Source organism: Pseudoroseicyclus sp. CXY001, assembly GCF_041714655.1.
GTDB lineage: Bacteria > Pseudomonadota > Alphaproteobacteria > Rhodobacterales > Rhodobacteraceae > Pseudoroseicyclus_A.
Genome location: NZ_CP168219.1, coordinates 424,666 through 449,591 on the forward strand (window position 1 = coordinate 424,666; position 24,926 = coordinate 449,591).

At 70.0% G+C, this 24,926-nt stretch carries 25 protein-coding genes; 12 read left to right on the forward strand and 13 right to left on the reverse strand.

Features of this window, described 5'->3' with window-relative positions; all coding sequences use genetic code 11:
* Positions 1 to 199 precede the first annotated feature (199 nt).
* Genes fmt through def (ACAZ03_RS02275) form a run of 3 tightly spaced genes read right to left on the reverse strand, consistent with a single transcriptional unit; the run spans position 200 to position 2,225 of the window.
* Complete coding sequence (gene fmt, locus ACAZ03_RS02265; protein WP_373355726.1) at positions 200 to 1,150, reverse strand: methionyl-tRNA formyltransferase; 951 nt, start codon at positions 1,148 to 1,150, stop codon at positions 200 to 202.
* A gap of 58 nt (positions 1,151 to 1,208) precedes the next feature.
* Positions 1,209 to 1,694, reverse strand: coding sequence for a peptide deformylase (gene def / locus ACAZ03_RS02270; protein ID WP_373355727.1), 486 nt, complete (start codon positions 1,692 to 1,694; stop codon positions 1,209 to 1,211).
* Positions 1,695 to 1,706: 12 nt separating this feature from the next.
* Positions 1,707 to 2,225 carry a peptide deformylase gene (def, locus tag ACAZ03_RS02275; protein ID WP_373355728.1) on the reverse strand — a complete coding sequence of 173 codons (519 nt, stop codon included), beginning with the start codon at positions 2,223 to 2,225 and terminating at the stop codon, positions 1,707 to 1,709.
* Between the two features lie 88 nt (positions 2,226 to 2,313).
* Here def (ACAZ03_RS02275) and ACAZ03_RS02280 point away from each other — a divergent pair, with 88 nt between their 5' ends.
* Positions 2,314 to 3,486 (forward strand): MalY/PatB family protein, encoded by a 1,173-nt coding sequence (locus ACAZ03_RS02280; protein ID WP_373355729.1) that lies wholly within the window; start codon positions 2,314 to 2,316, stop codon positions 3,484 to 3,486.
* A 33-nt stretch (positions 3,487 to 3,519) separates the two neighbouring features.
* Here ACAZ03_RS02280 and ACAZ03_RS02285 read toward each other — a convergent pair whose 3' ends face one another.
* The 9 genes from ACAZ03_RS02285 to ACAZ03_RS02325 all read right to left on the reverse strand — a co-directional run bounded on the left by ACAZ03_RS02285 (position 3,520) and on the right by ACAZ03_RS02325 (position 12,222).
* Entirely contained in the window at positions 3,520 to 3,870 is a 351-nt protein-coding gene (locus tag ACAZ03_RS02285) for a hypothetical protein (protein WP_373355730.1), read from the reverse strand.
* A gap of 96 nt (positions 3,871 to 3,966) precedes the next feature.
* Positions 3,967 to 4,731 (reverse strand): precorrin-4 C(11)-methyltransferase, encoded by a 765-nt coding sequence (cobM, locus tag ACAZ03_RS02290; RefSeq protein WP_373355731.1) that lies wholly within the window; start codon positions 4,729 to 4,731, stop codon positions 3,967 to 3,969.
* The gene (gene cobJ, locus ACAZ03_RS02295) at positions 4,728 to 6,518 is read right to left on the reverse strand and encodes a precorrin-3B C(17)-methyltransferase (RefSeq protein ID WP_373355732.1); all 1,791 of its coding nucleotides are present in this window, start codon (positions 6,516 to 6,518) and stop codon (positions 4,728 to 4,730) included. The genes cobM and cobJ overlap by 4 nt, the downstream gene beginning before the upstream one ends.
* Positions 6,509 to 7,207, reverse strand: a complete 699-nt coding sequence (cobI, locus tag ACAZ03_RS02300) for a precorrin-2 C(20)-methyltransferase (RefSeq protein ID WP_373355733.1) — start codon at positions 7,205 to 7,207, stop codon at positions 6,509 to 6,511. Before cobI ends, cobJ begins: the two co-directional genes overlap by 10 nt.
* A 58-nt stretch (positions 7,208 to 7,265) precedes the next feature.
* The gene (gene cbiE, locus ACAZ03_RS02305; protein ID WP_373355734.1) at positions 7,266 to 8,510 is read right to left on the reverse strand and encodes a precorrin-6y C5,15-methyltransferase (decarboxylating) subunit CbiE; all 1,245 of its coding nucleotides are present in this window, start codon (positions 8,508 to 8,510) and stop codon (positions 7,266 to 7,268) included.
* A complete protein-coding gene (locus ACAZ03_RS02310) occupies positions 8,503 to 9,132 on the reverse strand; it encodes a precorrin-8X methylmutase (RefSeq protein WP_373357029.1) in 630 nt (209 codons plus the stop codon). The genes cbiE and ACAZ03_RS02310 overlap by 8 nt, the downstream gene beginning before the upstream one ends.
* A 956-nt stretch (positions 9,133 to 10,088) precedes the next feature.
* Positions 10,089 to 11,384: a sirohydrochlorin chelatase gene (locus ACAZ03_RS02315; protein ID WP_373355735.1), complete on the reverse strand. Its 1,296-nt coding sequence runs from the start codon at positions 11,382 to 11,384 to the stop codon at positions 10,089 to 10,091.
* The gene (locus tag ACAZ03_RS02320) at positions 11,381 to 11,629 is read right to left on the reverse strand and encodes a DUF6732 family protein (protein ID WP_373355736.1); all 249 of its coding nucleotides are present in this window, start codon (positions 11,627 to 11,629) and stop codon (positions 11,381 to 11,383) included. Before ACAZ03_RS02320 ends, ACAZ03_RS02315 begins: the two co-directional genes overlap by 4 nt.
* Positions 11,630 to 11,979: 350 nt before the next feature.
* Positions 11,980 to 12,222, reverse strand: a complete 243-nt coding sequence (locus ACAZ03_RS02325; RefSeq protein WP_373355738.1) for a hypothetical protein — start codon at positions 12,220 to 12,222, stop codon at positions 11,980 to 11,982.
* Between the two features lie 217 nt (positions 12,223 to 12,439).
* Here ACAZ03_RS02325 and ACAZ03_RS02330 point away from each other — a divergent pair, with 217 nt between their 5' ends.
* The 10 genes from ACAZ03_RS02330 (at position 12,440) to ACAZ03_RS02375 (ending at position 21,116) form a co-directional block, all read left to right on the forward strand.
* Positions 12,440 to 13,243 (forward strand): hypothetical protein, encoded by an 804-nt coding sequence (locus ACAZ03_RS02330; protein ID WP_373355739.1) that lies wholly within the window; start codon positions 12,440 to 12,442, stop codon positions 13,241 to 13,243.
* Positions 13,244 to 13,501: 258 nt separating this feature from the next.
* Positions 13,502 to 14,494: a glutathione S-transferase family protein gene (locus ACAZ03_RS02335; RefSeq protein ID WP_373355740.1), complete on the forward strand. Its 993-nt coding sequence runs from the start codon at positions 13,502 to 13,504 to the stop codon at positions 14,492 to 14,494.
* A 163-nt stretch (positions 14,495 to 14,657) separates the two neighbouring features.
* On the forward strand, positions 14,658 to 14,783 hold the full coding sequence (locus ACAZ03_RS02340) for a hypothetical protein (RefSeq protein WP_373355741.1): 126 nt from the start codon (positions 14,658 to 14,660) through the stop codon (positions 14,781 to 14,783).
* Between the two features lie 71 nt (positions 14,784 to 14,854).
* Complete coding sequence (locus ACAZ03_RS02345) at positions 14,855 to 15,244, forward strand: DUF1636 family protein (RefSeq protein WP_373355742.1); 390 nt, start codon at positions 14,855 to 14,857, stop codon at positions 15,242 to 15,244.
* Complete coding sequence (locus ACAZ03_RS02350; RefSeq protein WP_373355743.1) at positions 15,241 to 16,161, forward strand: threonine-phosphate decarboxylase; 921 nt, start codon at positions 15,241 to 15,243, stop codon at positions 16,159 to 16,161. Before ACAZ03_RS02345 ends, ACAZ03_RS02350 begins: the two co-directional genes overlap by 4 nt.
* 49 nt (positions 16,162 to 16,210) lie before the next feature.
* Positions 16,211 to 17,125, forward strand: coding sequence for an adenosylcobinamide-phosphate synthase CbiB (cbiB, locus tag ACAZ03_RS02355; protein WP_373355745.1), 915 nt, complete (start codon positions 16,211 to 16,213; stop codon positions 17,123 to 17,125).
* A gap of 209 nt (positions 17,126 to 17,334) precedes the next feature.
* On the forward strand, positions 17,335 to 18,504 hold the full coding sequence (locus tag ACAZ03_RS02360; protein ID WP_373355746.1) for a lytic murein transglycosylase: 1,170 nt from the start codon (positions 17,335 to 17,337) through the stop codon (positions 18,502 to 18,504).
* Between the two features lie 417 nt (positions 18,505 to 18,921).
* Positions 18,922 to 19,851, forward strand: coding sequence for an AEC family transporter (locus tag ACAZ03_RS02365; RefSeq protein ID WP_373355747.1), 930 nt, complete (start codon positions 18,922 to 18,924; stop codon positions 19,849 to 19,851).
* Positions 19,852 to 19,854: 3 nt separating this feature from the next.
* Complete coding sequence (gene fghA, locus ACAZ03_RS02370; protein ID WP_373355748.1) at positions 19,855 to 20,676, forward strand: S-formylglutathione hydrolase; 822 nt, start codon at positions 19,855 to 19,857, stop codon at positions 20,674 to 20,676.
* Positions 20,673 to 21,116, forward strand: coding sequence for a YaiI/YqxD family protein (locus tag ACAZ03_RS02375; protein WP_373355749.1), 444 nt, complete (start codon positions 20,673 to 20,675; stop codon positions 21,114 to 21,116). The genes fghA and ACAZ03_RS02375 overlap by 4 nt, the downstream gene beginning before the upstream one ends.
* Positions 21,117 to 21,192: 76 nt before the next feature.
* Here the strand turns inward: ACAZ03_RS02375 and ACAZ03_RS02380 are convergent, their stop codons facing one another.
* A complete protein-coding gene (locus ACAZ03_RS02380) occupies positions 21,193 to 22,515 on the reverse strand; it encodes a mechanosensitive ion channel family protein (RefSeq protein WP_373355750.1) in 1,323 nt (440 codons plus the stop codon).
* A 691-nt stretch (positions 22,516 to 23,206) separates the two neighbouring features.
* Here ACAZ03_RS02380 and leuC point away from each other — a divergent pair.
* Complete coding sequence (leuC, locus tag ACAZ03_RS02385; protein ID WP_373355751.1) at positions 23,207 to 24,631, forward strand: 3-isopropylmalate dehydratase large subunit; 1,425 nt, start codon at positions 23,207 to 23,209, stop codon at positions 24,629 to 24,631.
* The last annotated feature ends 295 nt before the right edge of the window (positions 24,632 to 24,926 follow it).

The following is a 24,926-nucleotide window of genomic DNA, read 5'->3' on the forward strand; positions in this document are numbered from 1 at the left end:
GGAGCGTTAAGGCTCTCTTTACCAACAGATGTGAGACTTCCCTCACGGTACAGGCAGGCATGCCGATGACCGTGCCAGGTGAAGCCCTGCCCCGTCGCCGGTGATCTCACCGCAGTCGGGGCAGGGTGGACCCCTCGGCTTCATCTGGCCAACAATATTGCCCGCCGGAGGCACCGAAGGTCCGGGGCGGTCCACTTCGTCAGGTGAACCGCTCGGGCAGGGCGGCGCCGCGCAGGAGCTCCCCGGAGCTCATCGGCCGCTTGCCGGCGCGCTGGGCTTCAAGGATGTCGAGCGCCTCGCCCCCTCCCGGGCCGCAGGCGACGACGAGCCCGGCACGATCGGGCAGGATCGTGCCGGGCGCATTGGGCAAGCCTGCGTCGTCCGGGCCCACCGCCGCCGGGCGGGCGCGGAGCAGCTTGAGCCGCTCGGCCCCGTCCTCCGCGCCGAGCGCCGTCCAGGCGCCGGGGAAGGGCGAGAGCCCGTTCACATGTGCCGCGAGCTCCCTCGCCGGGTGGCTCCAGTCGATGCGTGCCTCGTCCTTCAGGATCTTGGCGGCGTAGGTCACGTCGGCCTCAGGCTGCGGCTCGGGCACAAGCGCATCGAGCCCCGCCAGCGCCTCGGTGATCGCCTCGGCGCCCAGCGCCGCCAGTCGGTCGTGCAGCTCGCCCGTCGTCTCCGCCGCGCCGATCGGCACGGCCTGCCGCAGCAGCACCGGCCCGGTGTCGAGCCCCGCCTCCATCTGCATGATGCAGATGCCGCTCTCGGCATCGCCGGCCATGATCGCCCGGTGGATCGGCGCCGCGCCCCGCCAGCGGGGAAGGAGCGAGGCGTGGATGTTGAGGCAGCCGCGCGCCGGCGCATCGAGCACCGCCTGCGGCAGGATCAGCCCGTAGGCCACCACCACCGCCAGCTCGGCCCCGAGCGCCGCGAAAGCCTCCTGCTCTTCCGCGCCCTTGAGGCTCACCGGATGGCGCACCTCGAGCCCCAATGTCTCCGCCGCCGCGGCGACCGGCGTCGCCTTCGGCTTCTTGCCGCGGCCGGCGGGGCGGGGCGGCTGGGTGTAGACGGCGGCGACCTCGTGGCCGGCGGCGACCAGCGCCTTGAGCGCCGGCACCGAGAACTCTGGTGTGCCCATGAAGATCAGCCGCATGACAGCTCTCCCGTCGCCTCGCGAGACGGCCCGGCAGGGCCGATGAGCCCGCCCCCGCTCATGCCTTCCGCGCCCGGCGGAGGAGCATGTCGCGCTTCAATCGGCTCAGCCGGTCGAAATACATCCGCCCCTCCAGATGGTCGAGCTGATGCTGGGCCGAGATCGCCCAGAGCCCGACCAGGTCGCGCTCCTCGATCTCTCCGGCCTCGTTCAGGAACCGCAGCGTCACCGCCCTGGGCCGCGTCACCACGGCGGAGACGCCGGGCAGGTTCGGCGAGGCCTCCTCATGCTCCGTCAGCTTCACCGAGGCGTGGAGCAGCTCGGGATTGGCCATGCGGATCGCCTGGCCCCGCGCCTCGCTCGCATCCACCACGGCCAGCCGGAGCGAAACGCCCAGTTGCGGCGCCGCGAGGCCGACGCCCGGCATCGCATCCATTGCCGCCACCATCTCGTCCCAGAGCGCGCGGATCTCGTCCGTCACCGCCTCCACCGGCGCCGCCGCCTGGCGGAGCACCGGATGCGGCCAGCGGAGGAAGGCCCTCACGCGCCCAAGACCTCAGGCACGGGCCCGCTCGCGCTTCAGCTTCTGCATCTTGCGCGTGATGATCTGCCGTTTCATCGGGCTGAGGTAGTCGATGAAGAGCTTGCCATCGAGGTGGTCGATCTCGTGCTGCACGCAGGTCGCCCAGAGCCCGGAGAAATGCTCCTCATGGGTCTTGCCATCGAGCCCCGTCCAGCGCACGTCGACCTCCGCCGGTCGCTCGACCTCGGCATATTGCTCGGGGATCGACAGGCAGCCCTCGTCGAAGATCGAGGTCTCCTCCGACGTGGCTACCACCTCGGGGTTGATCAGCACCATCGGCCGGGCCGGCGTCTCTTCGTCCTTCACGCAATCCATCACCAGCATCCGGCTCATCACGCCCACCTGCGGCGCGGCGAGGCCGATGCCGGGGGCGTCGTACATCGTCTCCAGCATGTCGTCCGCGAGGCGGCGGAGCTCGTCCGTCACCTCGGTCACGGGGGTCGTGCGGGTCTTCAGCCGCGGGTCGGGATGGATGAGTATGGGCAGGATCATGGGCGCCTGATCTAGGGCCAAGCCGCCGCCCTTGCAACTGCCGGCGCGGGGGATAGGGTCCGCCAGACAGGCGGCAACAGGGCACGGCATGACATTCGACGAGATCATCGACAGGCGCGGCGCGCATACGGCGAAATGGGACGCGATGGAGGCTTTTGCCGGTGTCTCCCCCGACGGCGGATTGCCGATGTGGGTGGCGGATATGGAGTTCCGCCCGCCGCAGGTCGCCCTCGATGCCGCGCAGCGCCTGATCGAGCTCGGCTCCTTCGGCTATTTCGGCGATGATACCGCCTATCGCGAGTCCATCCGCTCGTGGCAGGAGGCGCGCCACGGCGTGACCATCGACCCCGCACATATCTGCACGACCCACGGGCTGGTGAATGCCATCGGGGTGATCCTCGACGAATTCACGGCGCCCGGCGACGGCGTCGTCGTCTTCTCGCCCGTCTATCACGCCTTCGGCCGGATCGTACGCGCCGCGGGCCGCGAGCTCATCGAATGCGAGATGGGCATCGGGCCGGACGGCACCTACGCGCTCGATCTCGAGCGCTATGCCGCGCAGCTCCCCTCCCATGCCAAGGTGCTGATTTTCTGCACGCCGCACAATCCCGCCGGCCGGCTCTGGCGGCGGGAGGAGATCGAGGCGGTGGCGGCCTTCGCCAGGGCGCATGACCTCCTCCTCATCTCCGACGAGATTCACCAGGACCTCGTCTTGCCCGGCAGCAAGCATATCCCGACCGCCCTGATCGAGGGGGTCGAAGACCGGCTCATCACGCTCGCGGCGGCGTCCAAGACCTTCAACATCGCCGGCGCCCATACCGGCCAGGCGATCATCGCCGACGATGCGCTCCGGGCGCGGTTCACCGCGCGGCTCGGCGCGCTCGGCCTGTCGCCGAACAGCATCGGGCTGCACATGACCACGGCCGCCTATTCGCCCGCCGGGGCGGAATGGGTGGATGCGCTCTGCGCCTATCTGGCCGGCAATGTCGATGTCTTCGCCGAGGGCATCAAGGCCATCCCCGGCCTCACCATGATGCCGATGGAGGCGACCTATCTCGCCTGGGTGAACACCGAGGGCACCGGCATGACCGCCGACGAGGTGAAGGCCCGCGTCAACGGCACCGCGCGCATCGCCCCGAGCCCGGGTCCGGATTTCGGCAAGGGCGGCGCCGGCTGGCTGCGCTTCAACCTCGCCATGCCGCGCGCGCAGATCGAAGAGGCGGTGAGCCGCCTGCAGGAGGCTTTCGCCGACCTTCAGTAAGGCAAGCGCGGGGGGAGGGTCAGCCGGTCCGGGTCACTCGCGGGTCAGAAGGCCCGCGGGGACGAACTCGTCCGCCTGCTCGAAATCGAGCGCCGGCCGGTCGCTGACGGGGGTGGCGCGCTTGAACTCGTAGACATGCTCGTCGCCCTCCACCTCGGAGGAGACAACGAGGCAGGAATAGAGATGCCGCGGCCCGTCGTAGATGTCGACGAAACCGCGCAGGGGCGGCGCGTCGCTTTCGAGCGCGAATCCACTTTCCCACAGGCGGAGGACGCGGTGCACATCCTCTCCGTCATGCACGCAGAGCCGCTTCGACTTGCGCAGCATGTTGCGGTGGGCTTCCTCCAGTCCCTTGCGGACGGCTTCGGGCAGGTAGTCGGTCACGTCGTCTCTCCTCCCGACAGACCTTTGGCTGAGGGCGATCAGAAAGCAAGCCGGTTAAGGAATTGTGGACGCCGGAGCGCGGCCCCGGCGCCGCACCTAGGCCGATTTGACGCGGGGCCGCAGGAGGTGCGGCCGGGCGGCATCGTAGAGCGCCGAATCGGGGAAGCCCTGCTCCGCCGCCAGCGCCGGGCCGACGAAGATCAGCGCCGTGCGGGTGATCTTCGCCTCGCGGACCTTCGGCTGGATGTCGGCCAGCGTGCCCCGGATGATCTGCTCGTCCGGCCAGGTGGCGCGGTAGACGACGGCGACGGGGCAGTCCTCGCCGTAGAAGGGCGCGAGCCGCCGGCCGATGTCGCGCAGCGCCCGGATGCCGAGGTGGATGGCCAGCGTCGTGCCGGTGGCGGCGAAGCCCTCGAGCGTCTCGCCCGGCGGCATGGAGGTCGACTTCATCGACATCCGGGTGAGCACGATGCTCTGCGCCACCTCGGGGATCGTCAGCTCCTGCCCCAGGGCGGCGGCGGCGGCGGCCCAGGCGGGGACTCCGGGGGTGATCTCGTAGGGAATGCCGTCGCGCTTGAGGAGCCGGATCTGCTCGGCGATGGCGCCATAGAGCGAGGGGTCGCCGGAATGGACCCGGGCGACGTCCTCGCCCCGCGCATGGGCCTCGGCGATGAGGCCATGCGTCTCCTCCAGCGTCAGCGGCGCCGTGTCGATCGGCGTTCCCGGCGCGCGGGCGACGACCGCCTCGGGCACCAGCGAGCCTGCGTAGAGGCACAAGGGGCAGCTCTCGATCAGCCGCGCCGCCTTGAGGGTCAGAAGCTCGGGGTCGCCCGGCCCCGCGCCGATGAAATGGACGGTCATTCGGCGGCCCTCGCGATCAGATGTTTCTCGTAGCCCCGCGGCGTGAAGATGCGCGGCCCGTCGCCCGTCTCGATGAGGCGCGAGGCGGAGGAGCCGACGAGCACCACGGTCAGCATGTCGACCTCGTCCACCTCCAGATCCTCCAGCCGCCGGTGCCGGAGTTGCTCCTCCGGCCGCCCGAGGTTGGAGGCGAGCAGCACCGGCGTATCGGCGGGGCGATGGGCGAGCAGGATCTCGCGCGCCTCGGCGAGGAGGGTCCGGCGGGTCTTCGACACCGGGTTGTAGAAGGCGATGACGAAATCGCCCTCCGCGGCGGCCCGGAGCCGGGTGCGGATCGCCTCGCGCGGGGTCAGGAGGTCACTGAGCGAGATGGCGCAGAAGTCGTGACCCAGAAGCGCCCCGGCCCGGGCGGAAGCCGCCTGCATGGCAGTGATCCCCGGCGCCGAGGTCACCCGGGCGCGGCGGGCGGCATCGCTGACGCCCCCCGGCCCGTCGCCCCGGGCGATCAGCTCCCAGACCAGCGCGCCCATCGCGTAGATGCCGGCATCGCCGGAGCAGATGAGCGCCACGTTCCGCCCCTCGCCGGCGCGTTCGAGCGCATGGCGGCAGCGGTCCTCCTCGCCGCCGAGCGGGAAGTCGGCGCGCGGCTTGCCATGGGCGAGCGGGCCGAGGAGGTCGATGTAGAGCGAATAGCCCACCAGCTCGTCCGCCTCGGCGACGAGCCGCGAGGCCTCCGGCGTCCGCCAGGCGGCCTGCCCCGGCCCGATGCCGATCAGCGAGAGCTGGCCGCGGGGGCGGCCGGGGAGGGCAGTGAGGGGCGCCTCGGCGAGGGCAAGGGCGACGGTGGCATTGGCGCTCTTCTGCTTGGGCAGGAGGAGCGAGGCCGTGGCCCCGGCACTGGCCAACGCGGCATTTTCGGAGACGCCATGCGTGCCGACCTCGGCGAAGACGACGTCGGAGGGCGTGGCGGCGCGGGGGCTCTCGGCCTCCAGCTCCTCGGCGGCGAAGAGCCGGAGCGGCGCACCCAGATGCGCCGCGAGCGCGTGCATGGCCGGCTCGTCCGCCTTGAGATCGAGCGTGGCGACGGCGGCGACGGCTTCGGGGGCGACGCCCGCCTCCGTGAGCGCCGCCTCGGCCAGCGCGATCAGCTCCTCCGCCGGGCAATTCCGCGCGCAGCCGGCGCCGAGCACCACGCGGGCGGGGTGGAAGGCGAGCGCCCCCTCGGGCGCCGGGCCGATGCCGGCATGGATGGCGACCTCGGGCCCTTCCGGCAGGGCGGCGAGCCAGGGCGCGTCGCCGGTCACGGTCGCGCCGCCCCCCGCCAGCAGCGCCGCCATGGCCGGCTTCGCCGCCTCGGGGTTGGCGAGCCGCCAGCCCGGCGGCGGCGCGTCGAGCGCCACGCCCAAGGTGACGTCGCCCGCCGTGGTCAGCGCCGGGCTCACGCCGAGCGCCGCCGCCACCGCGCGGGCCAGATCGTTGGCCCCGTGGTGCCCGCCGAGGAGCGGCACCACCGAGCTCCCGTCCACCGCCACCGCCAGCACCGGCGGCTCCGCCCGCTTGTCCGACAGCATCGGCGCCAGCGCCCGGATCAGGATCCCCGCCGCGCAGAGCCCGATGATCGGCCGCCCCGCCGCGAAGAGCGCGCGAAGGTGCTCGGGCACGTCGGTGAAGGTCACCTCGCCGGCGGCGCGGCCCTCCAGCGCGTGGAGTTCGGCGCCGAGCGCCGCCGCCAGACGGGCCGCAACGGGGGTGTCGGTGAGGGTGATGACAGCGGGAGTCAAAGCCAAGGGTCCTCGCCTTTCGTGATCAAGAGAAGCGAGAAATAGGGCGCCACCGCGGGCGCCTCGTCAAACGGGCACAGCACCTGCCCGGGCATCGAGACATGCTGGGCATAGGTCGTCCGCCCGGTCAGCCCCAGCCGCCCGAGCACCCGGGCGAGCTTGTCCTTGTGACGCCCGAGCTTCAGCACGGCCACAGCATCCGCCGCCGCGATCCGCGCCTCCAGCGCCGCCTCGTCCAGCCCGGCGGAGAGCACCTCAAGCCGCTCGTCGCGGGCCACCAGCGGCAGGCGCGCGGCGGCGGTGGCGGCGCTGAGCGAGGTGATGCCCGGCACCACCTCGATCTCCCGCCCGGCCAGCCGTGCGGCGATATACATGAACGAGCCGTAAAAGAGCGGGTCCCCCTCGCAGAGAAGCGCCACGTCGAGCCCCTCGTCGAGCGCCGCCGCGATCTCCGCCGCGCCCCGGTCATAGGCCGTCTGCGCCGGCTCGCGCGCCGGGCGCATCGGCACCTCGATGCGGATCTCGCGCGCCGCCGCAGGGATCAGCCCGGCGGCGATGGAGCGGGCGAGGCTCTCGCCGCCCTCGGGCGCCGGATAGGCCACGACCTCCGCCGCCTCGATCAGCCGCGCCGCCCTCAGGGTCAGCAGGTCCGCCGCCCCGGGGCCCAGCCCGATGCCGTAGAGCGTCCCGCTCATGTCTCGCTTGTCTCCAAATACTCCCGCCGGAGGCTCCCCCGGCCAATCCCGTGCGCTGTCATCTCTTCACCAGGCTCCACTGCGTCACGGGCCGGAGCGGCTTGAAGCCGGTCAGCCCGCCGACCGGCCCGGAGCGGGAGATGTCGATGCGGGTGAGCTCGCCGCCGTGCTCGGCGGCCAGCGCTGCCAGCCGCGCCTCGCCCTCGATGGTCACCGCATTGGCGGCGAGGCGGCCGAGGGGGCGGAGCGCCGCGAAGGCGGCGGCGAAGACCTCCGCCGTCAGCCCGCCGCCGATGAAGATCGCATCCGGCGCCGGCAGGCCCTCGAGCGCCGCCGGGGCATCGCCTGCGACCAGCTCGAGCCGCGGCGTGCCGAGGGCGAGCGCATTCTCCGCCGCCAGCGCCCGGCGGTCGGCCCGCGGCTCGATGCCGATGGCGCGGGCATAGCGGGCCGCGCGCATCCATTCGATGGCGACCGAGCCGGAGCCGCAGCCGATGTCCCAGAGGAGCGCCCCGCGCATCGGCATCAGCTTGGCGAGCGTGATGGCGCGGACCTCGCGCTTGGTCATCGTCCCGTCGGAGCGGAAGAGCGCGTCGTCGAGCCCCGGCACGCGCGGCAGGAGCGCGGCGTCGGGCGCGGCGACGCATTCCACCGCCAGCGTGTTGAACTCGGGGACCTCGTGGTCCCAGGCGTCCGCCCGCGCCTCGAAGCGCCGCTCCTCCGCGCCGCCCATGGCCGCGAGCACGGTCATGCGCGAGGCGCCGAAGCCGCGCTCGGTGAGGAAGCGGGCGATCTTCGCCGGGGTCTCGGCCCCGGTGGTGAGGATCAGGAGCCGCGCCTCGGGCTGGATGAAGGCGATCATCTGCTCGACGGGCCGGCCGTGGACGGTCAGCGTCTCGCAATCGGCGAGGGACCAGCCGAGCCGCGCGGAGGCGAGCTGGAAGGCCGAGAGCTGAGGGTGGAAGGTGATCTCCTCCGGCGGGATGCCGCGGGCGATGCGCGCGCCGGCGGAGAACCAGAGCGGGTCGCCGGTGACGAGCACCACGGCGCGACGGCCGCGGAGCCCCCGGATCGTCTCGATCATCGCCGAGAAGGGCGAGGGCCAGGCGATGCGCTCGGCGGTGATGGCGTCGCTCAGGTGGTGGTGCCGGTCGCCGCCGAGGATGACCTCGGCCGATTCCACCACCGCGCGGGTGGCGGGGGTGAGCCCGGCGAGCCCGTCCTCGCCGATGCCGACGATATGGAGCCAGGGGTCCGGCCGGGGCGGCGTGGCGCCAAGCGCGCCAAGAGGGGCGTCAGCCATGGGTCTCTCCCAGCGCGAGAGCGTTGACGGCGGCGGAGGCCATGGCCGATCCGCCGCGCCGGCCCTTGAGCGCGATGAAGTCGCAGCCGCGCGGGTCGGCGGCCAGCTCGGCCTTCGATTCGGCGGCGCCGACGAAGCCGACGGGAAAGCCGAGGATCACCGCCGGCTTCGGCCAGCCCTCATCCAGCTTCTCGAGGAGGTGGAAGAGCGCCGTCGGCGCATTGCCGATGGCCACGACGGCGCCCTCGATCCGCTCCCGCCAGAGCTCCACCTGCGCGGCGGAGCGGGTGGTGCCGAGCATCGCGGCCAGCGCCGGCAGGTCCGGCGCGTTGATGGTGGTGACGACCTCGGAGCCCTTGAGGTGCCGCCGGATGACCCCGGCGGCCACCATCTCGCAATCGCAGAGCACCGGCGCCCCGGCCTCCAGCGCCGCCCGCCCCGCCTCGGCGGCGCCGGGCGAGAAGGCCAGCCGGTCGGCGATCTCGACCATGCCGCAGGCGTGGATCAGCCGGGTGACGACGGGCTCCATCGCCGCGGGGAAGCGCTCCAGCCGCGCCTCCTCCCGCACGATGCGGAAGCTCTCCGCATAGATGGCCGCCGGATCCTTGAGGTAGGGGCGCATGGTGGACCGGCGCGGACTTGAAGAAGGCGCGACACTTTCGACGTTTGACTGCTCCGGTCCCGGCCTCGGCGACGGCTCCGCAACTGGAAGGGTAGCCGGCGCAACGAGTGTTCCGAGCTCTTCCTCGAAGCCATGACCAATAATAGCTGCTTCGCATCGGCGGGCGGCGGCGTCGATCGCCGGCGCCTCCATCATCTTGGCGAGAAGCCCTGAGCCATCGGCACGTGCGAGGGCGATCGCCATATTGGAGACCTGTCGGGCGTCGCGCACGCCTTCTCCGGGTGGAAGCTGCAGGAGCGAGGGGAACATCTCGGCGAGAACATGTGTCGTTCCTTCTCCGAGCGTCTCGAAGGGCCAGACCGAGACATCTCGGCGGCCCTTGCGTAGCCGCTCCAGCGCAGCGATGCCGATCAGAGCCTGACCACCTACGGATCCGGCGCCGGATAGCTTCCAGACTTCCTGAGTACCTTTGGCCATCTCCGAGGGCCGACGATTGGCGGGCAGTGTGCTGCCCCAGCCCTGCGGTTTCTTGCGCGGCAGCCCCGGAATGTCTTCCTTCAGGCCATTCGCCCAGAATGGCCCGTCGCCGGGGAACCTAGTATTGAGCCGGGCGGCCGCGTGAAAGCGGTTGTTGGCGTTGGCCGGTCCGTCGCTCACCTCTGCCGCGATGAGGGCCCAAATGTCGCGCCAGTCGGCGTTGGGGCCAAGGGCGTCGGCGAAGCCCTTCGGATAGCCGAATGCGAAATCGAAGACGAGCAACCAGCGCTCGTCCTGCTTCGTCGCCGCATCGAGATGTGCGCGGATCTGGTCCATCGCGACAGTCCGTGTCGGCGGATTGCGCAACTCCGGGTCTGCCGCGCCTGCCGAAAGCGTGGCGATCCAGATGGAATCCGGCCCGGTCTTGGGGGTACCGGCCGCGGACCAGTCCACGGCGAGGATGCCATCGAAGAGGCGTGTCATGAGCGGTCCGGCTTGCGAGACTTTAGCGCGCTGAGGGGGCCGTGGGGGTGGTCGGCATGGGGGTAGGGCGGGTGGTCGTGGTCATGCCCGTGGTCATGGGAATGCCCTTCGGAATGACCGTGGTCGTGCGAGTGGTCGTGATCATGCCCGTGGTGGTGGTGATGCCCGTCCCCATGGTCGTGCCCGTGGTCATGGGAGTGCCCATGGTCGTGGTCATGCGAATGCCCGTGCTCATGATCGTGGTCATGCCCGTGCACATGCGCCGCGCCGGCCTTCTCCAGCCGGCAGAGCCCCGTGCAGAACGTGTCGCAAAGCGCGCAATCGGCGACGTTGGAGCCGGGGGCGGCGGCGCCCTGGCCCTCGACATGGTGGTGGTGGCTCTCCTGCGGGGCGCCGACCTCGTGCTCGAAGCCGATCACGGCGGCGCGGTACTTGCAGGCGGCGCAGGTGGGGGGCACGACCTCGCCCACCAGCTCCGTCACCCGCTCGGCGAAGGTCTGCAGCACGCCCTCATGCGTGCCGAGATAGGGCGCCTTCAGCCACTCGATCTCGGGATGCCGGGCGGCGACCTCGTCGGTGAAGCCGTAGATCCGGTCGATGAGGATGCCAGAGAAGAGGAAATACGGGAAGACCACCACGCGCCGGTAGCCGAGCTTCGCCACATGGGCGAGCGCCGGTTCCACCAGCGGGAAGGTCACGCCCGAATAGCCGACCTCGCACCAGCCGAAGCCCATACCCTCCCAGAGCATCCGCGCGATCTTGGAGACATTGCCGTTGGCATCGGGGTCGGAGGCGCCGCGGCCGATGACGACGAGGCAGGTCTCGTGGAGCGGCACCTCGGGGGCGCCGGCGAGCGCCTCCTCGATCCGCGCCCGGGCGGCGGCGAGCATCTGGGGCGTGATCCCCAGCTCGCGGCCGTAGATCACCTGGACGCCCGTCTCTTCCTCATAGGCGGCGAGGACGGAGGGGATGTCGTTCTTGGCATGCATGGCGGCGAGCAGCATGCCCGGCACGGCGAGGATGCGCTCACAGCCCTGGTCCTTCAGCGAATCGAGCCCCTTGCGGAGCACCGGATTGGCGAATTCGAGATAGCCGTAATCGAGCGGCCAGTCGGGCGGCAGATAGGAGGGCAGCGCCGAGGCCAGGCCGCGGAACTCCTCCACCGCCGCCTCGGAGCGCGAGCCGTGGCCGCAGAGGAGGACGCCGGTTTTCGGGGAGGGGCCGGGAGTGGCGGCGCCGGGCGCCGCCTCGGCGCCGGAGCCACCGCGGGGGGCGAAGGGGACGTCGCTCATGCCGTCACCTCGTCGCCTTCGTCCTCGGCCCCATCCTTGTCGGCGCCGTCCTTCCCGGCCTCGGCATCCTTGTCCTTCCGGCCCTTCCAGGCGCCCCAGGCGGCGACGGCCACGGCGGCGCCGATGGCGGCGCCGGCGACCCAGTGGTCATGGCCGGCAACGGCCCCGAGATGGCCGATATGGGCGAGCGCGAGGCCGGGCGAGAGCGTCAGCGGCAGGGCGGCGAGGATGATGGTCGGGCGCATGGGTGCCTCCTTCGGGCCGCTCGCGCGCCAGAGAGCCCCGGCGCATCCGGGGCTTTGACGATGCGGCCCCCCAAGGTCCCCGATCTGGGTCGACCAAGGCGCCGCCAACCGTTCTGGCCCGAAAGCGGGCGTCGTCAGAGCCCTCCTAGACGGGAGTGGCCGGGGCCGCAACGCGGGATGCGCCGGATGGGGGGCGAAAGGCGACGTGGGCCCACTTGGGGCGCTAGGGCCACATGAATGGGTATTCCCGAGGGAGAGTCCGGAAAATGAAAGGCGGGAAGGTCAAACATGCGGGACTCTGCTGACCTTCGACGAACGGCAGCTACCGATCCGGGGCAGAACGGTCGTTCTCAGGAATGCCAATCAAAATCTTCGATCTCCTGCCAAGGAGCTAGGTTGCGTTGCGGTTGTACTCCTGAAGTTTTGTCCCGTTCGATCATACGCAGGGCAATTAGCTTCCCAGATTGCTTCAGATCACGAAGCTCATCCAATGAAGCGATGGATATCTCTGCCCGATAAGGACCCATCTTATCGAATTTCACAGGTACAAAAACAGTTTCGCTGCCATCCTCGTTCTTGCGTATACGTTTCAAAGCTTGAGCCTCGCTAACGTGCTTCTAAACGTGTCACTCGAACTAATGGATGGTGGACTTGGCAAGTCAATGCAAGAGTCATCTTAGCCCGACTACAACTTATAGTCTCAAACGGTTGGGTGATGGCGCGCGTTGTGCAATGCTCCACTTCCACTTCCACTTCCACTTCCACTTCATACCCGAATATTGAGTGGGTGCCGAACCTGGAGGTTTGCTAATGGACTATCGTGGCACTGCACGCAAGCACTGCGAAGCCGCCAAGACACTTCTGTCTAGTGGGACAGACGATGACCTGCTTCTAGCCACTCTCAAGCTACGCATGGCCTTGGAGTGCATCACCTATGATCGCTCCAAAGGGTTTACCGAAGATCTGGGCCCAGATGCCATGAAGACTTGGCAGCCGAAAAAGCTCATGGAGCGAATGCTTGAAGTAGATCCACAAGCCGACGCTGATGCAACACTCGCCTTCGGTGAAGAGCCGTTCCCCGGCGAAACGCCCGCATCCATGCGCCTGCTTGGAACAGACCACGTCTTAAATCTACGGACTTTGAAGAAGCACTATGATGCCCTTGGAGCGCATCTTCATGCGCCGACTCTTTCGCAGCTTGAACAGCGCCAACACCACGACTTCGGCAAGCTCCGAGCGCGCTGTGAACGGATCGTCGAGGCATTGGAAACAGCGCTGAGCTCCAAGGTTTGGAACTCCACCCTCGCAATCCGAGGCGAAATAGAGTGTGTGGAGTGCGGGGCTGTCATAAGGCGGCGTTTACCGAGAGACAAAGCAGAGCGTGTTGTTGAGTGCTGGTCCTGTCCAGCCAGCTATACGATGAGCGAAACAGAAGATCAGAAGGTGACCTTCAAACCACGGCAAATTCCAGCAACATGCCCGCAAGCAGACTGCGGGGAAGCGTATTACATTTGGGAACGCGACGCGGAGGCCGGCGCCTCTTGGAAGTGCCAAGGTTGTCAGTCTCAACTGACGTTGGCTCTTGGAGTTGTGATCACGCCAGCAGGACAATAACCGCTTGCCAACATCTGCTAGCCCAAAGCGGTGGCTTTCGTCCCTTCCCAAGGGTGCTTGCGTCGGCAGAAGGCAAGCCGGGACAGAACCCTAAGGCAAACGCTATACATTGCACGTCTAGGGCTGCTCGCGAGAGCGGCCGCTCGCTACGGCACTTTCGGAGCCTGTGGTTTACGCCACCTCTGCCCCAACCCGCTCGCCTTTCCCCACCCTCCCCCTATATGATCCACCTCAAGTGACGCGAGGGAGGACGCCCCCATGGGACAACTGGTCGACGGAACCTGGCATGCCGGCTGGTACGACACCAAGAAGACCGGCGGTGCCTTTGAACGCAGCCAGTCGAGCTTCCGCAACTGGGTGACGGAGGACGGTGCCGCCGGGCCCTCGGGCACCTCCGGCTTCAAGACCGAGAGCGGGCGCTATCACCTCTATGTCTCCTATGCCTGCCCCTGGGCGCATAGGACGCTGATCCTGCGCAAGCTGAAGGGGCTCGAGGAGCATATCGACATCTCGGTCGTCCATCCCGACATGCTCGAGGACGGCTGGACCTTCGACGACACGTTCGACGGCGCCACCGGCGACCGGCTCTACGGCCTGCCGTTCCTCCGCGACATCTACGTGAAGTCCGACCCCAAGGCGACGACGCGCGTGACCGTGCCCGTCCTCTGGGACAAGGAGACCGAGACCATCGTCTCCAACGAGAGCGCCGAGATCATCCGGATGCTCAACAGCGCCTTCAACCAGCTCACGGGCCATTGCCGGGACTTCTATCCCGAGCACAAGCGGGAGGAGATCGACGAGATCAACGCCCGCGTCTACGACAGCGTCAACAACGGCGTCTACAAGGCCGGCTTCGCCACCAAGCAGGGCGCCTATGACAGCGCCGTGGGCGAGCTCTTCCAGTCGCTCGACTGGCTGGAGGACAGGCTGATGTCCCGCCGCTTCCTGACCGGCAGCGAGGTGACGGAGGCCGACATCCGGCTTCTGACGACGCTCCTGCGCTTCGATCCGGTCTATCACGGGCACTTCAAGTGCAACCGCCACCGGCTCGTCGATTACCCCAACCTCTGGGGCTATACGCGCGATCTCTACCAGATGGACGGCGTGGACGAGACGGTGCGGCCGGATCACTACATCCGCCATTACCACTACAGCCACGACACGATTAACCCCAACCGGATCATCCCGGTCGGGCCGGTGATCGATTACAGGGCGCCCCCCGGCCGCGAGGCGCTCGGCCGCGCTGCCTGAGGGGCCATGGCGCGCGACCGCCACGCCAGCGCGCGGCCCCGGCCGCTAAAATGCAATGCAATTGCGCCCGCTCTGCGGGCTATTGCCCATTGCCCGGGCGAGCCGGCTTTGGCATCTAGTTTCCCTAGACGTAAAGCAGCCTGCTGACCGGAGTGTCGTTGTCATGTCGCCGTATCTGGCCATTGCCCTCATCTTTCTCTTCTGCGTGCTGATTGCGGTGCAACTGGCGGGCGGCGGCGGGCTGGGGCTGGCGCTGGCGGCGGGGACAGCCGCCATCGCGCAGGTCTGAGGCCGCGAACGGCGCCCGGGGCGCCGCGTTCGGGCTTGCGGCGAGGGCCGTGGCCCGGCACATGCCTCGGCATGACGAGCTGGATCACCATCTGCGACACCTGCAAGCGCGACGACTGGGCCGCCCGCGGCTTCGGCCAGACCGACGGCGAGCGTCTTGCGACCCTCATCGAACCCCTCGCCGCGGCGGCCGGGCTGGCGACGCGCCGCGTCTCCTGCACCATGGGCTGCGAGCGGGCCTGCAACGTGATCGTGCAGGGCGCCGGCAAGATCGGCTATTCCATCGGCACCTTCGAGCCGGGGCCGGAGGCGGCGGAGGCCATCGTCGGCTTCGCGGCGCTCCATGCGGACAGCGAGACGGGGCAGGTGCCCTACCGGACCTGGCCGCAGGGGGTGAAGGGGCATTTCGTCTCCCGCCAGCTACCCCTGCCGGGGGCGCTCCCGGAAGCGGAGCGCGGGTGACCTCCGGCCGCGATCATGGCGGCGGCGTGGATGCCGCCCGCGCCCGCTGGGGCGGGGCCCGTGAGGACTGGCTCGACCTCTCCACCGGCATCAATCCGCTCCCCTACACAGTGGGCGTCCTGCCGTCGCGCGCCTGGGCGGCGCTGCCTGACGAGGGCGCGCGGGAGCGGCTCGAGGCCGCGGCGCGGGCCTTCTGGGGCGTGCCGGAGGGCGTCGGCATCCTCGCGGCGCCCGGCGCCTCGTCGCTCATCGCCCGGCTGCCCGGTCTCTGGCCGGCCGGCCGGGTCGAGATCGCGGAGCCGACCTACAACGAATGGCGCGCCGCCTTCGAGGGGGCCGGCTGGGAGCAGGGCCCGGGCGGGGGTCGCGTCTTCGTCCACCCGAACAACCCCGACGGGCGGCTGGCCCCGCCGCCCGAGCCGGGCCTCACGATCTATGACGAGAGCTTCTGCGACGTGATGCCGGAGGCGAGCCATGTGGGGCAGGCCGGCGGCGATGTGCTCGTCCTCAAGAGCTTCGGCAAGTTCTGGGGCCTCGCCGGGCTCCGCCTCGGCTTCCTGATCGGCGAGCCGGCGCTCCTCGCCCGCATGGCGGAGGCGCTCGGCCCCTGGCCCGTCTCCGGCCCCGCGCTCGAGATCGGGGCGGAGGCACTGGAGGACGCCGCCTGGGCGGAGGCCACCCGCGCCCGGCTCGCCACCGATGCCGCCCGGCTCGATGCGCTCATGACCGGCGCCGGTGCCCGCGTCACCGGGGGCACGACGCTCTTCCGGCTCTACGAGGTCGAGGATGCCGCCGCCTGGCAGGCGCCCCTTGCCGAGCATTACATCTGGACGCGGACCTTCCCCTACGCGCCCCGCTGGCTCCGCCTCGGCCTGCCGGCGCCGGAGCGCTGGGCGCAGCTCGAGGCGGCGCTGTGAGCGCCGCGCGGAAACCGCATGGTTTCCGCCCTCCCGGCGGCGCCGCGGCATGACGCTGCCCCTCGCCATCGCCCTCGCCATGGCGCTCGACGCCGCCTTCGGGGAGCCCGGCTGGCTCTGGCGCCGCGCCCCCCACCCGGCAGTCCTCATGGGCCGCGCCATCGGCGCGCTCGACAGCGGCTGGAACGCCGGCCCGCACCGCCGCGCGCGCGGCATCGCCGCCGTCGCGCTCCTCCTCGCCGCGGCCCTTGCCCTCGGCCTCGCCCTCGCCGCCCTCCCCGGGCGCTGGGCGGAGGTCATCGCGGGCGCCGTGCTCCTCGCCCAGCGCTCGCTCAGCGACCACGTCACCGCCGTCGCCCGCGCCCTCCGCCGCTCGCTGCCCGAGGGCCGTGCCGCCGTCGGCCTGATCGTCTCGCGTGATACCGGGGCGATGGACGCCCCCGCCGTCGCCCGCTCCGCCATAGAGAGCGCGGCGGAGAACCTCTCCGACGGGGTCATCGCGCCGCTCTTCTGGTTCGCGCTCGGCGGGCTCCCGGGCCTTCTCGCCTACAAGATCGTCAACACCGCCGATTCCATGATCGGCTACCGGACGCCCCGGCACGAGGCCTTCGGCTGGGCCGCCGCGCGGCTGGATGACCTCCTCAACCTCGCGCCCGCCCGGCTCACCGCCCTGATGCTCCGCGCCTTCGGCTCCGGCCGCTGGCGCGACATCGCGGCGGATGCGCGCCGCCACCGCTCGCCCAATGCCGGCTGGCCCGAGGCCGCCATGGCCCGCGCCCTCGGCGTGGCCCTCGCCGGCCCCCGCAGCTACGACGGCGCTCTTCGGGACTTTCCCTTCGTGAACCCCGAGGGCCGCCGCGCCCTCACCTCCGATGACATCGAGGCCGCCACCCGCCTCCTCTGGAAGGTCTGGGGCCTCGCCCTCGCGCTCATCATCGCCCTCGCCGCACTTCTCTGGCGCTGACGGATCCCCCGCGAAAACGTGAGGCGCACCGGGCCGCCGCCCCGAACGGCGCCTGTCCGCCCCCCGGATCCCCTTTCATCTGGCCGAAAATACCTCGGGGGCGTGGGGGCAGCGCCCCCACCCGGGCCCTCGGGGCCGGCGCTCCCGCCCCGCCTCGGTGGACTTGCCCCCCCGATCCGGCGCATCCTGCCGCCAAAACAGGAGCAGCCATGCGTATCCCCGCCCTCATCCTCGCCCTCGCGGGCGCCCCCGCGCTTGCCCAGACCGCGCCCTGCGGCGGCGATTTCGCCGCGTTCAAGGCCGGCCTCGCCGCCGAGGCGCCGGCTTACGGCATCCCCCAGGCCACGGCGGAGGCCTTCCTCTCCGGCATCGGCCGCGACGAGAGCGTGCTCGCCGCCGACCGCCGGCAGGGCCATCTGCAGCGCGATTTCGTGGAATTCTCCCGCCGGCTGATCTCGCAGAGCCGCCTCAACAACGGCGCCCGCTACGCCAGCCAGTATGATGCCATCTTCAACCGCATCGCCGCCGACTATGGCGTGCCGCGCGGCATCCTCCTCGCCTTCTGGGCGTTCGAGACGGATTTCGGCCAGGTCCAGGGCGATTTCAACACCGCGAACGCGCTGGTCACCCTCGCCCATGACTGCCGCCGGCCGGACCTTTTCCGCCCCCAGGTCTTCGCCGCCATGGCGCTGCATGAGCGCGGCGATTTCGACCCGGCCCGCACCACCGGCGCCTGGGCCGGCGAGATCGGTCAGGTGCAGATGCTGCCGCGCGACATCCTCGAGAACGGCATGGACGGCGACGGCGACGGCCATGTGACCCTGAAGACCTCGGCGCCCGATGCGCTCCTCTCCGCTGGGCGGATGCTCTCCGGCCTCGGCTGGGCGCCGGGCCAGCCCTGGCTGCAGGAGGTGATCCTGCCGGCGGAGATGGACTGGTCGCTCTCCGGCCTCGACCGGCAGATGCCGGCCGCCGACTGGGCGGCGATGGGCGTGAGCGCGCGGACGGGCCAGCTCGCCGACCTGCCGGCCTCGCTCCTCCTGCCGGTCGGGCGCAAGGGGCCGGCCTTCCTCGCCTATCCCAATTTCCACGTGCTCTTCGAATGGAACGAGAGCCTCGTCTACGTCACCACCGCCGCCTATTTCGCGACCCGCCTCGAGGGCGCCCCGATCTTCGCCAATGCCGATGCCTTCGAGGCCGGGCTGACGGGGGAAGAGATGGAGGCGCTGCAGGCCCGTCTCGCCGCTCTGGGCCATGACGTCGGCGGCATCGATGGCATCCTCGGCGAGAAGACCCGCGCGGCCGTCCAGGCCGAACAGCGGCGGCTCGGCATGGCGGCCGACGCCTGGCCGACGCGGGTGCTGCTCGACGCGCTTTGAGCAGGGGCGGGGCGGGCGGGTCCCCCCGGCCGCCGCGCAGGGCGAGCGCCGGCCCCGGGGGTTGGCGCTCCTGCCGGTCCCGCATTGCACCTTATGGTGCCGCCACATCGTCGCTCGACGCGTCGCGCTGCCCCGCGAAAGCGCCAGCCCGCGGGACGGGCCGGCGCTCGCCCTGCGCCTGTGGCGCGTGACCCAGGCGGGGGCCACGCCTCACCGCTGGAATCCCCTCGCAGGGAGGGATTCCAACCCACGGCGTCCAATCCTGAGGGTGCCGGGCTGAAGCCCGGCCTACGCTCGCCGCCTTGCGTAGGGTGGGTTTCCAATCCACCGCCCCCCGCGAGCCCGCCCATCAGGGCGGGCCGAGCATCCCGGCCCCCCGCGATTGCCTCGACCCCCGCCATGGGCTAGCCCTCGTCCATGCTCGCCGTGTTCCTCCAGACCCTGCCGTTCTTCGCCGTCATCGGCCTCGGCTACGGGGCGGGGAAGACCGGCTTCTTCCCCGCCGAGGCCACCGCCTGGCTCACCAAGTTCGTCTTCTACTTCGCCCTCTCGGCGATGATCCTGCGCTTCACGGTCACCCTGGGCTTCGGCGAGATCTTCTCCTGGCCCTTCGTCCTCGCCTATCTCTCCGCCACCCTCGCCGGATACCTCCTCGTCACCGCCGTCGCTCTGGCGCGGGGCCGCGGCATGGCCGAGGCGGCGGTCGAGGCGCAGACCGGCGTCATCGGCAACACAGGCTTCCTCGGCCTGCCGATGCTGGCGCTGCTCATCGGCGAGGCGGCGGTCGGGCCGGCGCTGCTGGTCCTCTCCATCGATCTCGTGGTCTTCTCCTCGCTCTTCGCGGTGCTCATGGCGCTGTCGCAGGGCGGCCGCCTCGGCCTCGCCCTCCTCTGGCGGATTCTCCGCGGCCTCGTCTCCAACCCGATGATCGTCTCGCTCGCCGCCGGGCTCGCCGTCTCCGCCTCCGGCCTGCCGGTCCCCGACCCCGTGATGGCGTTCCTCACGCTCCTCGGCGCCGCCGCGACGCCCGGGGCGCTCTTCGCCATCGGCGCCTCGCTCGCCTCCAAGAGCGCCGAGCGGCTGGCGGTGGCGGGCTGGCTCTCCGCCGTCAAGCTGGTGGTCCACCCCGGGCTCGTGGCGCTCGCCGCGCTGATCCTCTTCCCGGTGGAGCCCTTCGGCGCCACGGTCATGATCGCCGCCGCGGCGCTGCCGGTGGCGGGCAACACCTTCATGCTGGCGCAGTTCTACGGGGTGGCGCCGCAGCGGGTTTCGGCGGCCATCCTCTTGTCAACGGCGGCGGCGATCGTCACCTTCCCGCTGGTGATCGCGCAGGTAACGGGAGGATAACCCATGGAAATGCTCAAGGAATCCGTCTGCTTCGGGGGGCGCCAGCAGGTCTGGCGCCATGGCTCCACGGCCACGGGCACCGACATGACCTTCGGGCTCTACCTGCCGCCCGGGCTGGGGCCGCATCCGGTTTTGTGGTTTCTCGCCGGGCTCACCTGCACGCATGAGAACGCCATGGTGAAGGCCGGCGCGCAGATCCATGCCGCCGAGCACGGGGTCGCGCTCGTCTTCCCCGACACCTCGCCGCGGGGCGAGGGCGTCGCCGATGACGAGGCCTATGACATGGGGCAGGGCGCCGGCTTCTATGTCGATGCGACCGAGGCGCCCTGGGCGCCCCATTTCAAGATGTGGAGCTACGTGGGCGAGGAGCTCCCGGGCCTTCTGGCCGAGATGCCGCTCGACCTCTCCCGCCAGGCGATCACCGGCCATTCCATGGGCGGCCACGGCGCGCTGACACTCGGCATGGGCCTCCCCGGCCGGTTCCGCTCGCTCTCCGCCTTCGCGCCAATCAGCCAACCGGTGCAATCGGACTGGGGCCGCAAGCAGTTCACCGGCTATCTCGGCACCGACGAGAGCGCCTGGCTCGCCCATGACGCCACCCATCTGATGGAGACCAAGGGCTTCGACGGCCCCGTCCTCGTCGACACCGGCACAGCGGACGAATGGGGCGAGGATCTCCTCCGCTCCAGCGCCCTCGGCGCGGCGATGGAGGCGCGTGGCCAGGCCGGCGACTTCCGCATGCAGCCCGGCTACGATCACTCGTATTTCTTCGTGCAGAGCTTCATCGGCGAGCACATCGCTTTCCACGCCGCGGCGCTCAAGTGATCTATGTCGATGCCGACGCCTGCCCCGTGCGGGCGGAGGCAGAGCGGGTGGCGCTCCGCCATGGCCTCAAGATGTTCGTCGTCTCCAACGGCGGCATCCGCCCCTCGCGCGAGCCGCTGATCGAGACGGTGATCGTCCCCGACGGCCCAGACGTGGCCGACAAGTGGATCGCGGATCACGCCGGGCCGGGCGATGTCGTCATCACGAATGACATCCCGCTCGCCGCCCGCGCCGTCGAGGCCGGCGCCCTCGTCGTCAAGCCCGACGGCGAGCAGCTCAATGCCCGCAACGTCGGCCAGGCGCTCGCCTCGCGTGATCTGATGGCCGACCTGCGCTCCGCCGATCCCTTCCGCCAGGGCGGCGGCCGTCCCTTCTCGAGGCGCGACCGCTCGCGCTTCCTCGACAGCCTCGAACGCGCCGTCCGCGCCGCCTCTTCCTGATCCCCTTTCATCTGGCCGAAAATACCTCGGAGGTGTGGAGGCAGAGCCTCCACCCGGCCCAACGGGCCGGCCCCCCTCAGTCCGGGTCCACCGCCGGCATGGTGCCGCCCAGCACCTTCACCTCCCGCTGCGGGAAGGGGATCGAGATGTCGTTCGCCTGGAAGGCGTCCCAGAGCGCCAAATAGACATTGCCCCGGATGTTGGTCAGCCCGCCGGTCGGGTCGGTGATCCAGAACCTCAGGATGTAATCCACCGAGGAATCGCCGAAGCCGGTGATGTGGCAGACGGGCGGCCGGTCCGTCAGCACCCGGGGCACCGACCCCGCCGCCTCGATGGCGATGGCGCGCACCTTGTGAGGGTCGTCGCCGTAGGAGGTGCCGAAATGGATGTCGAGCCGGACGAAATCGTTCGAATGGCTCCAGTTGACCACCTGCCCGGTGATCAGGTCCTCGTTGGGGATGAGGTATTCCTTGCCGTCCCGCGTGGTGATCGAGACGTAGCGGGCGCCGAGATGGTTGATCCAGCCGAAGGTCTCTCCCAGCGAGATCACATCCCCCGGCTTGATCGAGCGGTCCAGCAGCAGGATCACCCCCGAGACGAGGTTCGACACCACCTTCTGCAGCCCGAAGCCGAGTCCCACGCCGATGGCGCCCGATAGGACGGCGAGCCCGGTGAGGTCGACGCCGACGATGCGCAGCCCGGCGAAGACGGCGGCGGCGAAAAGCGCGATCTGCGTGATCTTGACGAAAAGGACGCGCAGGCTCGGGCTCAGGTCCTCGTTGCGCTGGATGCGCGCCGCGGCGATGCGCGAGACGAAGCGCGCCGCCGCGAAGAGCGCGCCGATGAGCAGCGCCGCCTCGATGATGAGCCAGACCGAGATGCGCGAGCCGCCGAGGTCGAAGGCGATGGAGGACAGCGCGAGCCGCAGCTCCTCCGTCAGCCCGAGGATCGACAGCGACACCCAGGCCCAGGCGAGGAAGCGCACGAGCCCGCGGAGGAACCCGTTGGGAATGAGCCGCGCGAGAAGCGCGATGAGCAGCCAGGCGGTGGCAAGCTCGGCGAGGATCACCAGCAGGTAGCTCCGCGACGGCCAGGTCACGGCGCGCATGACGAGCACGGTCAGCCAGATCATCGGCACGAAGAGGATGACCCGGAGCCGCCGGTGGAAGGTCAGCAGCCAGCGCATCCGCCACATCGGCACGCCCGTCAGCCGCCGCAGCCATTCGTGGTAGCGGGGGGCGAGGATGGCGCGCAGGAGATGCGCGAGCCCGAAGAGGGCCGCCGCGATCAGCACCTGGTAGATGTTCCACTCCCGCAGGAGCGAGGCGCCGAACAGCATCGCATCGTCCAGAAGCTGCTGGCCGATGCCGATGATCACCTCGAGTGCGCCGCCTTCCATGGGCCGATCCTCGCATGGGCCGAGGGGTTGGGGAAGGTGGCTTGGGGCCGGCGGGCGCGGGGGCCGATCGTCGCCGTCGGGCGCCGGCGATGGCTCTTGCCCAGCCCGGAGCCTCCTGCGACCTGCACGACCTGGCCGCGGTTTCCCCGCCCGGTGCGCGCCGGAACGGCGCAGGGCGAGCGCCGGCCCGTCCCGCGGGCTGGCGCTCTGGTGGGGTTGGGCATGAGCTCGGGGCGGGGAGGTGGCTTGCACCATAAAGTGCGCCGCTCAGCCGGCAGGAGCGCCACCCCCCGGGCCGGCGCTCGCCCTGCGCGGAGCCGTTTGTCCCGGTTGAATTGTGGACGGTGGGTTACAAACCCACCCTACGCCATGATGGGACGGCCAGAGCGTTACCCCCGGCGCTCGCCCCGCGCGGCGGCGTTGCGCCCCCAAGCCGGCCTCCCTGTCACCCCCGGGGACCGCGCACCCCGCGGCACCGGCTCTCTTGTGAGACTCACGGCGGAGGTATATGTGCGCGGCATGACACAGGTTTTCGACATGGACGACCGCGCGCGCCTGCCCTGGCGCTTCTACGGCGCGACCCTGTCGATTCTCGCGCGCGCCTGAGCCCAAGGCGCGCCCCCGCGCGGGCGGCGCCTGACCGAATGCCCCGCGCCCGAGACCACAGCCATCGACATCAGGGAGAGACCCCATGTCCCCCAAGACGCTCTACGACAAGATCTGGGATGCCCATCTCGTTCAGGAAGACGAGGACGGCACCAGCCTGATCTATATCGACCGCCACCTCGTCCACGAGGTGACGAGCCCCCAGGCCTTTGAGGGTCTGCGCATGACCGGCCGCACCGTCCGCGCGCCGGAGAAGACCATCGCCGTGCCGGACCACAACGTGCCGACCACGGCCGACCGGGTGAACGGCATCACCAATCCCGAAAGCCGCATCCAGGTGGAGGCGCTCGACAAGAACGCCAAGGATTTCGGCATCCACTACTATCCGGTCTCCGACATCCGGCAGGGCATCGTCCATATCGTCGGCCCCGAGCAGGGCTGGACGCTGCCGGGCATGACCGTCGTCTGCGGTGACAGCCATACGGCGACCCACGGCGCCTTCGGCTCGCTCGCCCATGGCATCGGCACCTCCGAGGTCGAGCATGTGCTCGCCACGCAGACGCTGATCCAGTCGAAGTCGAAGAACATGAAGGTCGAGATCACCGGCAAGCTCCGTCCCGGCGTCACCGCCAAGGACATCACGCTGACGGTCATCGGCCGCACCGGCACCGCCGGCGGCACGGGCTATGTGATCGAATATTGCGGCGAGGCCGTCCGGGCGCTCTCCATGGAAGGCCGGATGACCATCTGCAACATGGCCATCGAGGGCGGCGCCCGCGCCGGGTTGATCGCCCCCGACCAGACGACCTTCGACTACATCAAGGGCCGCGAGCACGCGCCCAAGGGTGCCGACTGGGACAAGGCGATGGAATGGTGGCAGACGCTCTATTCCGACGATGACGCGCATTGGGACAAGGTCGTGACCATCAAGGGCGAGGACATCGCCCCGGTCGTCACCTGGGGCACCTCGCCCGAGGACGTCCTGCCCATCACCGCCGAAGTGCCGTCCCCCGAGACCTTCACCGGCGGCAAGGTCGGCGCGGCGAAGCGCAGCCTCGACTACATGGGGCTGAAGCCGGGCACGAAGCTGACCGATGTCGAGATCGACACGGTGTTCATCGGCTCCTGCACCAACGGGCGGATCGAGGATCTGCGCGCCGCCGCCGCCGTGCTCAAGGGCCACAAGATCAAGGACGGGCTCCGCGCCATGGTCGTCCCCGGCTCCGGGCTCGTCCGCAAGCAGGCCGAGGAAGAGGGGCTCGCCGACATCTTCAAGGAGGCGGGCTTCGAATGGCGCCTCGCCGGCTGCTCGATGTGCCTCGCCATGAATCCCGACCAGCTCACGCCGGGCGAGCGCTGCGCCTCGACCTCGAACCGCAATTTCGAGGGCCGCCAGGGCCGCGGCGGCCGCACGCACCTCATGTCGCCCCAGATGGCCGCCGCCGCGGCGATCACCGGGCGGCTGACCGATGTGCGCGAGATGATGGCGCCCGAGCAGGAGCCGACGTGATGGAGAGCTGGCTGCTGGCCGACCTGCCGAGCATGGCTTCTAGAGGAAGAGACGACTCAGAGTCACTGTTTTCCGCTGCCAAGGCACTTGTAGCAAAGGTGGCCGTTGTACCAACCAGATCCACCACAAAGGGAACAGGCTACGACAATCTTAGATGTCGAATTGCTCATACTGGGCATGATTGCGGTTCTCCCAAATTGGATCGTAGTCAGATTTTAGTATGCGAATTTCAAAGCGAAATGTCCGCTTCTACCATAGAAGCAGCATCAAGGTTCAGGCAAGCGGAAGGAGCATC

What these genes read in the sequence shown, in the direction of transcription:
- fmt (WP_373355726.1), bottom strand. Translation starts at nt 1,150, where the DNA reads ATGCGGCTGATCTTCATGGGCACACCAGAGTTCTCGGTGCCGGCGCTC.
- def (WP_373355728.1), bottom strand. Translation starts at nt 2,225, where the DNA reads ATGATCCTGCCCATACTCATCCATCCCGACCCGCGGCTGAAGACCCGC.
- ACAZ03_RS02280 (WP_373355729.1), top strand. Translation starts at nt 2,314, where the DNA reads ATGACATTCGACGAGATCATCGACAGGCGCGGCGCGCATACGGCGAAA.
- cobM (WP_373355731.1), bottom strand. Translation starts at nt 4,731, where the DNA reads ATGACCGTCCATTTCATCGGCGCGGGGCCGGGCGACCCCGAGCTTCTG.
- cobI (WP_373355733.1), bottom strand. Translation starts at nt 7,207, where the DNA reads ATGAGCGGGACGCTCTACGGCATCGGGCTGGGCCCCGGGGCGGCGGAC.
- cbiE (WP_373355734.1), bottom strand. Translation starts at nt 8,510, where the DNA reads ATGGCTGACGCCCCTCTTGGCGCGCTTGGCGCCACGCCGCCCCGGCCG.
- ACAZ03_RS02310 (WP_373357029.1), bottom strand. Translation starts at nt 9,132, where the DNA reads ATGCGCCCCTACCTCAAGGATCCGGCGGCCATCTATGCGGAGAGCTTC.
- ACAZ03_RS02315 (WP_373355735.1), bottom strand. Translation starts at nt 11,384, where the DNA reads ATGAGCGACGTCCCCTTCGCCCCCCGCGGTGGCTCCGGCGCCGAGGCG.
- ACAZ03_RS02320 (WP_373355736.1), bottom strand. Translation starts at nt 11,629, where the DNA reads ATGCGCCCGACCATCATCCTCGCCGCCCTGCCGCTGACGCTCTCGCCC.
- ACAZ03_RS02330 (WP_373355739.1), top strand. Translation starts at nt 12,440, where the DNA reads ATGGACTATCGTGGCACTGCACGCAAGCACTGCGAAGCCGCCAAGACA.
- ACAZ03_RS02335 (WP_373355740.1), top strand. Translation starts at nt 13,502, where the DNA reads ATGGGACAACTGGTCGACGGAACCTGGCATGCCGGCTGGTACGACACC.
- ACAZ03_RS02340 (WP_373355741.1), top strand. Translation starts at nt 14,658, where the DNA reads ATGTCGCCGTATCTGGCCATTGCCCTCATCTTTCTCTTCTGCGTGCTG.
- ACAZ03_RS02345 (WP_373355742.1), top strand. Translation starts at nt 14,855, where the DNA reads ATGACGAGCTGGATCACCATCTGCGACACCTGCAAGCGCGACGACTGG.
- cbiB (WP_373355745.1), top strand. Translation starts at nt 16,211, where the DNA reads ATGACGCTGCCCCTCGCCATCGCCCTCGCCATGGCGCTCGACGCCGCC.
- ACAZ03_RS02360 (WP_373355746.1), top strand. Translation starts at nt 17,335, where the DNA reads ATGCGTATCCCCGCCCTCATCCTCGCCCTCGCGGGCGCCCCCGCGCTT.
- ACAZ03_RS02365 (WP_373355747.1), top strand. Translation starts at nt 18,922, where the DNA reads ATGCTCGCCGTGTTCCTCCAGACCCTGCCGTTCTTCGCCGTCATCGGC.
- fghA (WP_373355748.1), top strand. Translation starts at nt 19,855, where the DNA reads ATGGAAATGCTCAAGGAATCCGTCTGCTTCGGGGGGCGCCAGCAGGTC.
- ACAZ03_RS02380 (WP_373355750.1), bottom strand. Translation starts at nt 22,515, where the DNA reads ATGGAAGGCGGCGCACTCGAGGTGATCATCGGCATCGGCCAGCAGCTT.
- leuC (WP_373355751.1), top strand. Translation starts at nt 23,207, where the DNA reads ATGTCCCCCAAGACGCTCTACGACAAGATCTGGGATGCCCATCTCGTT.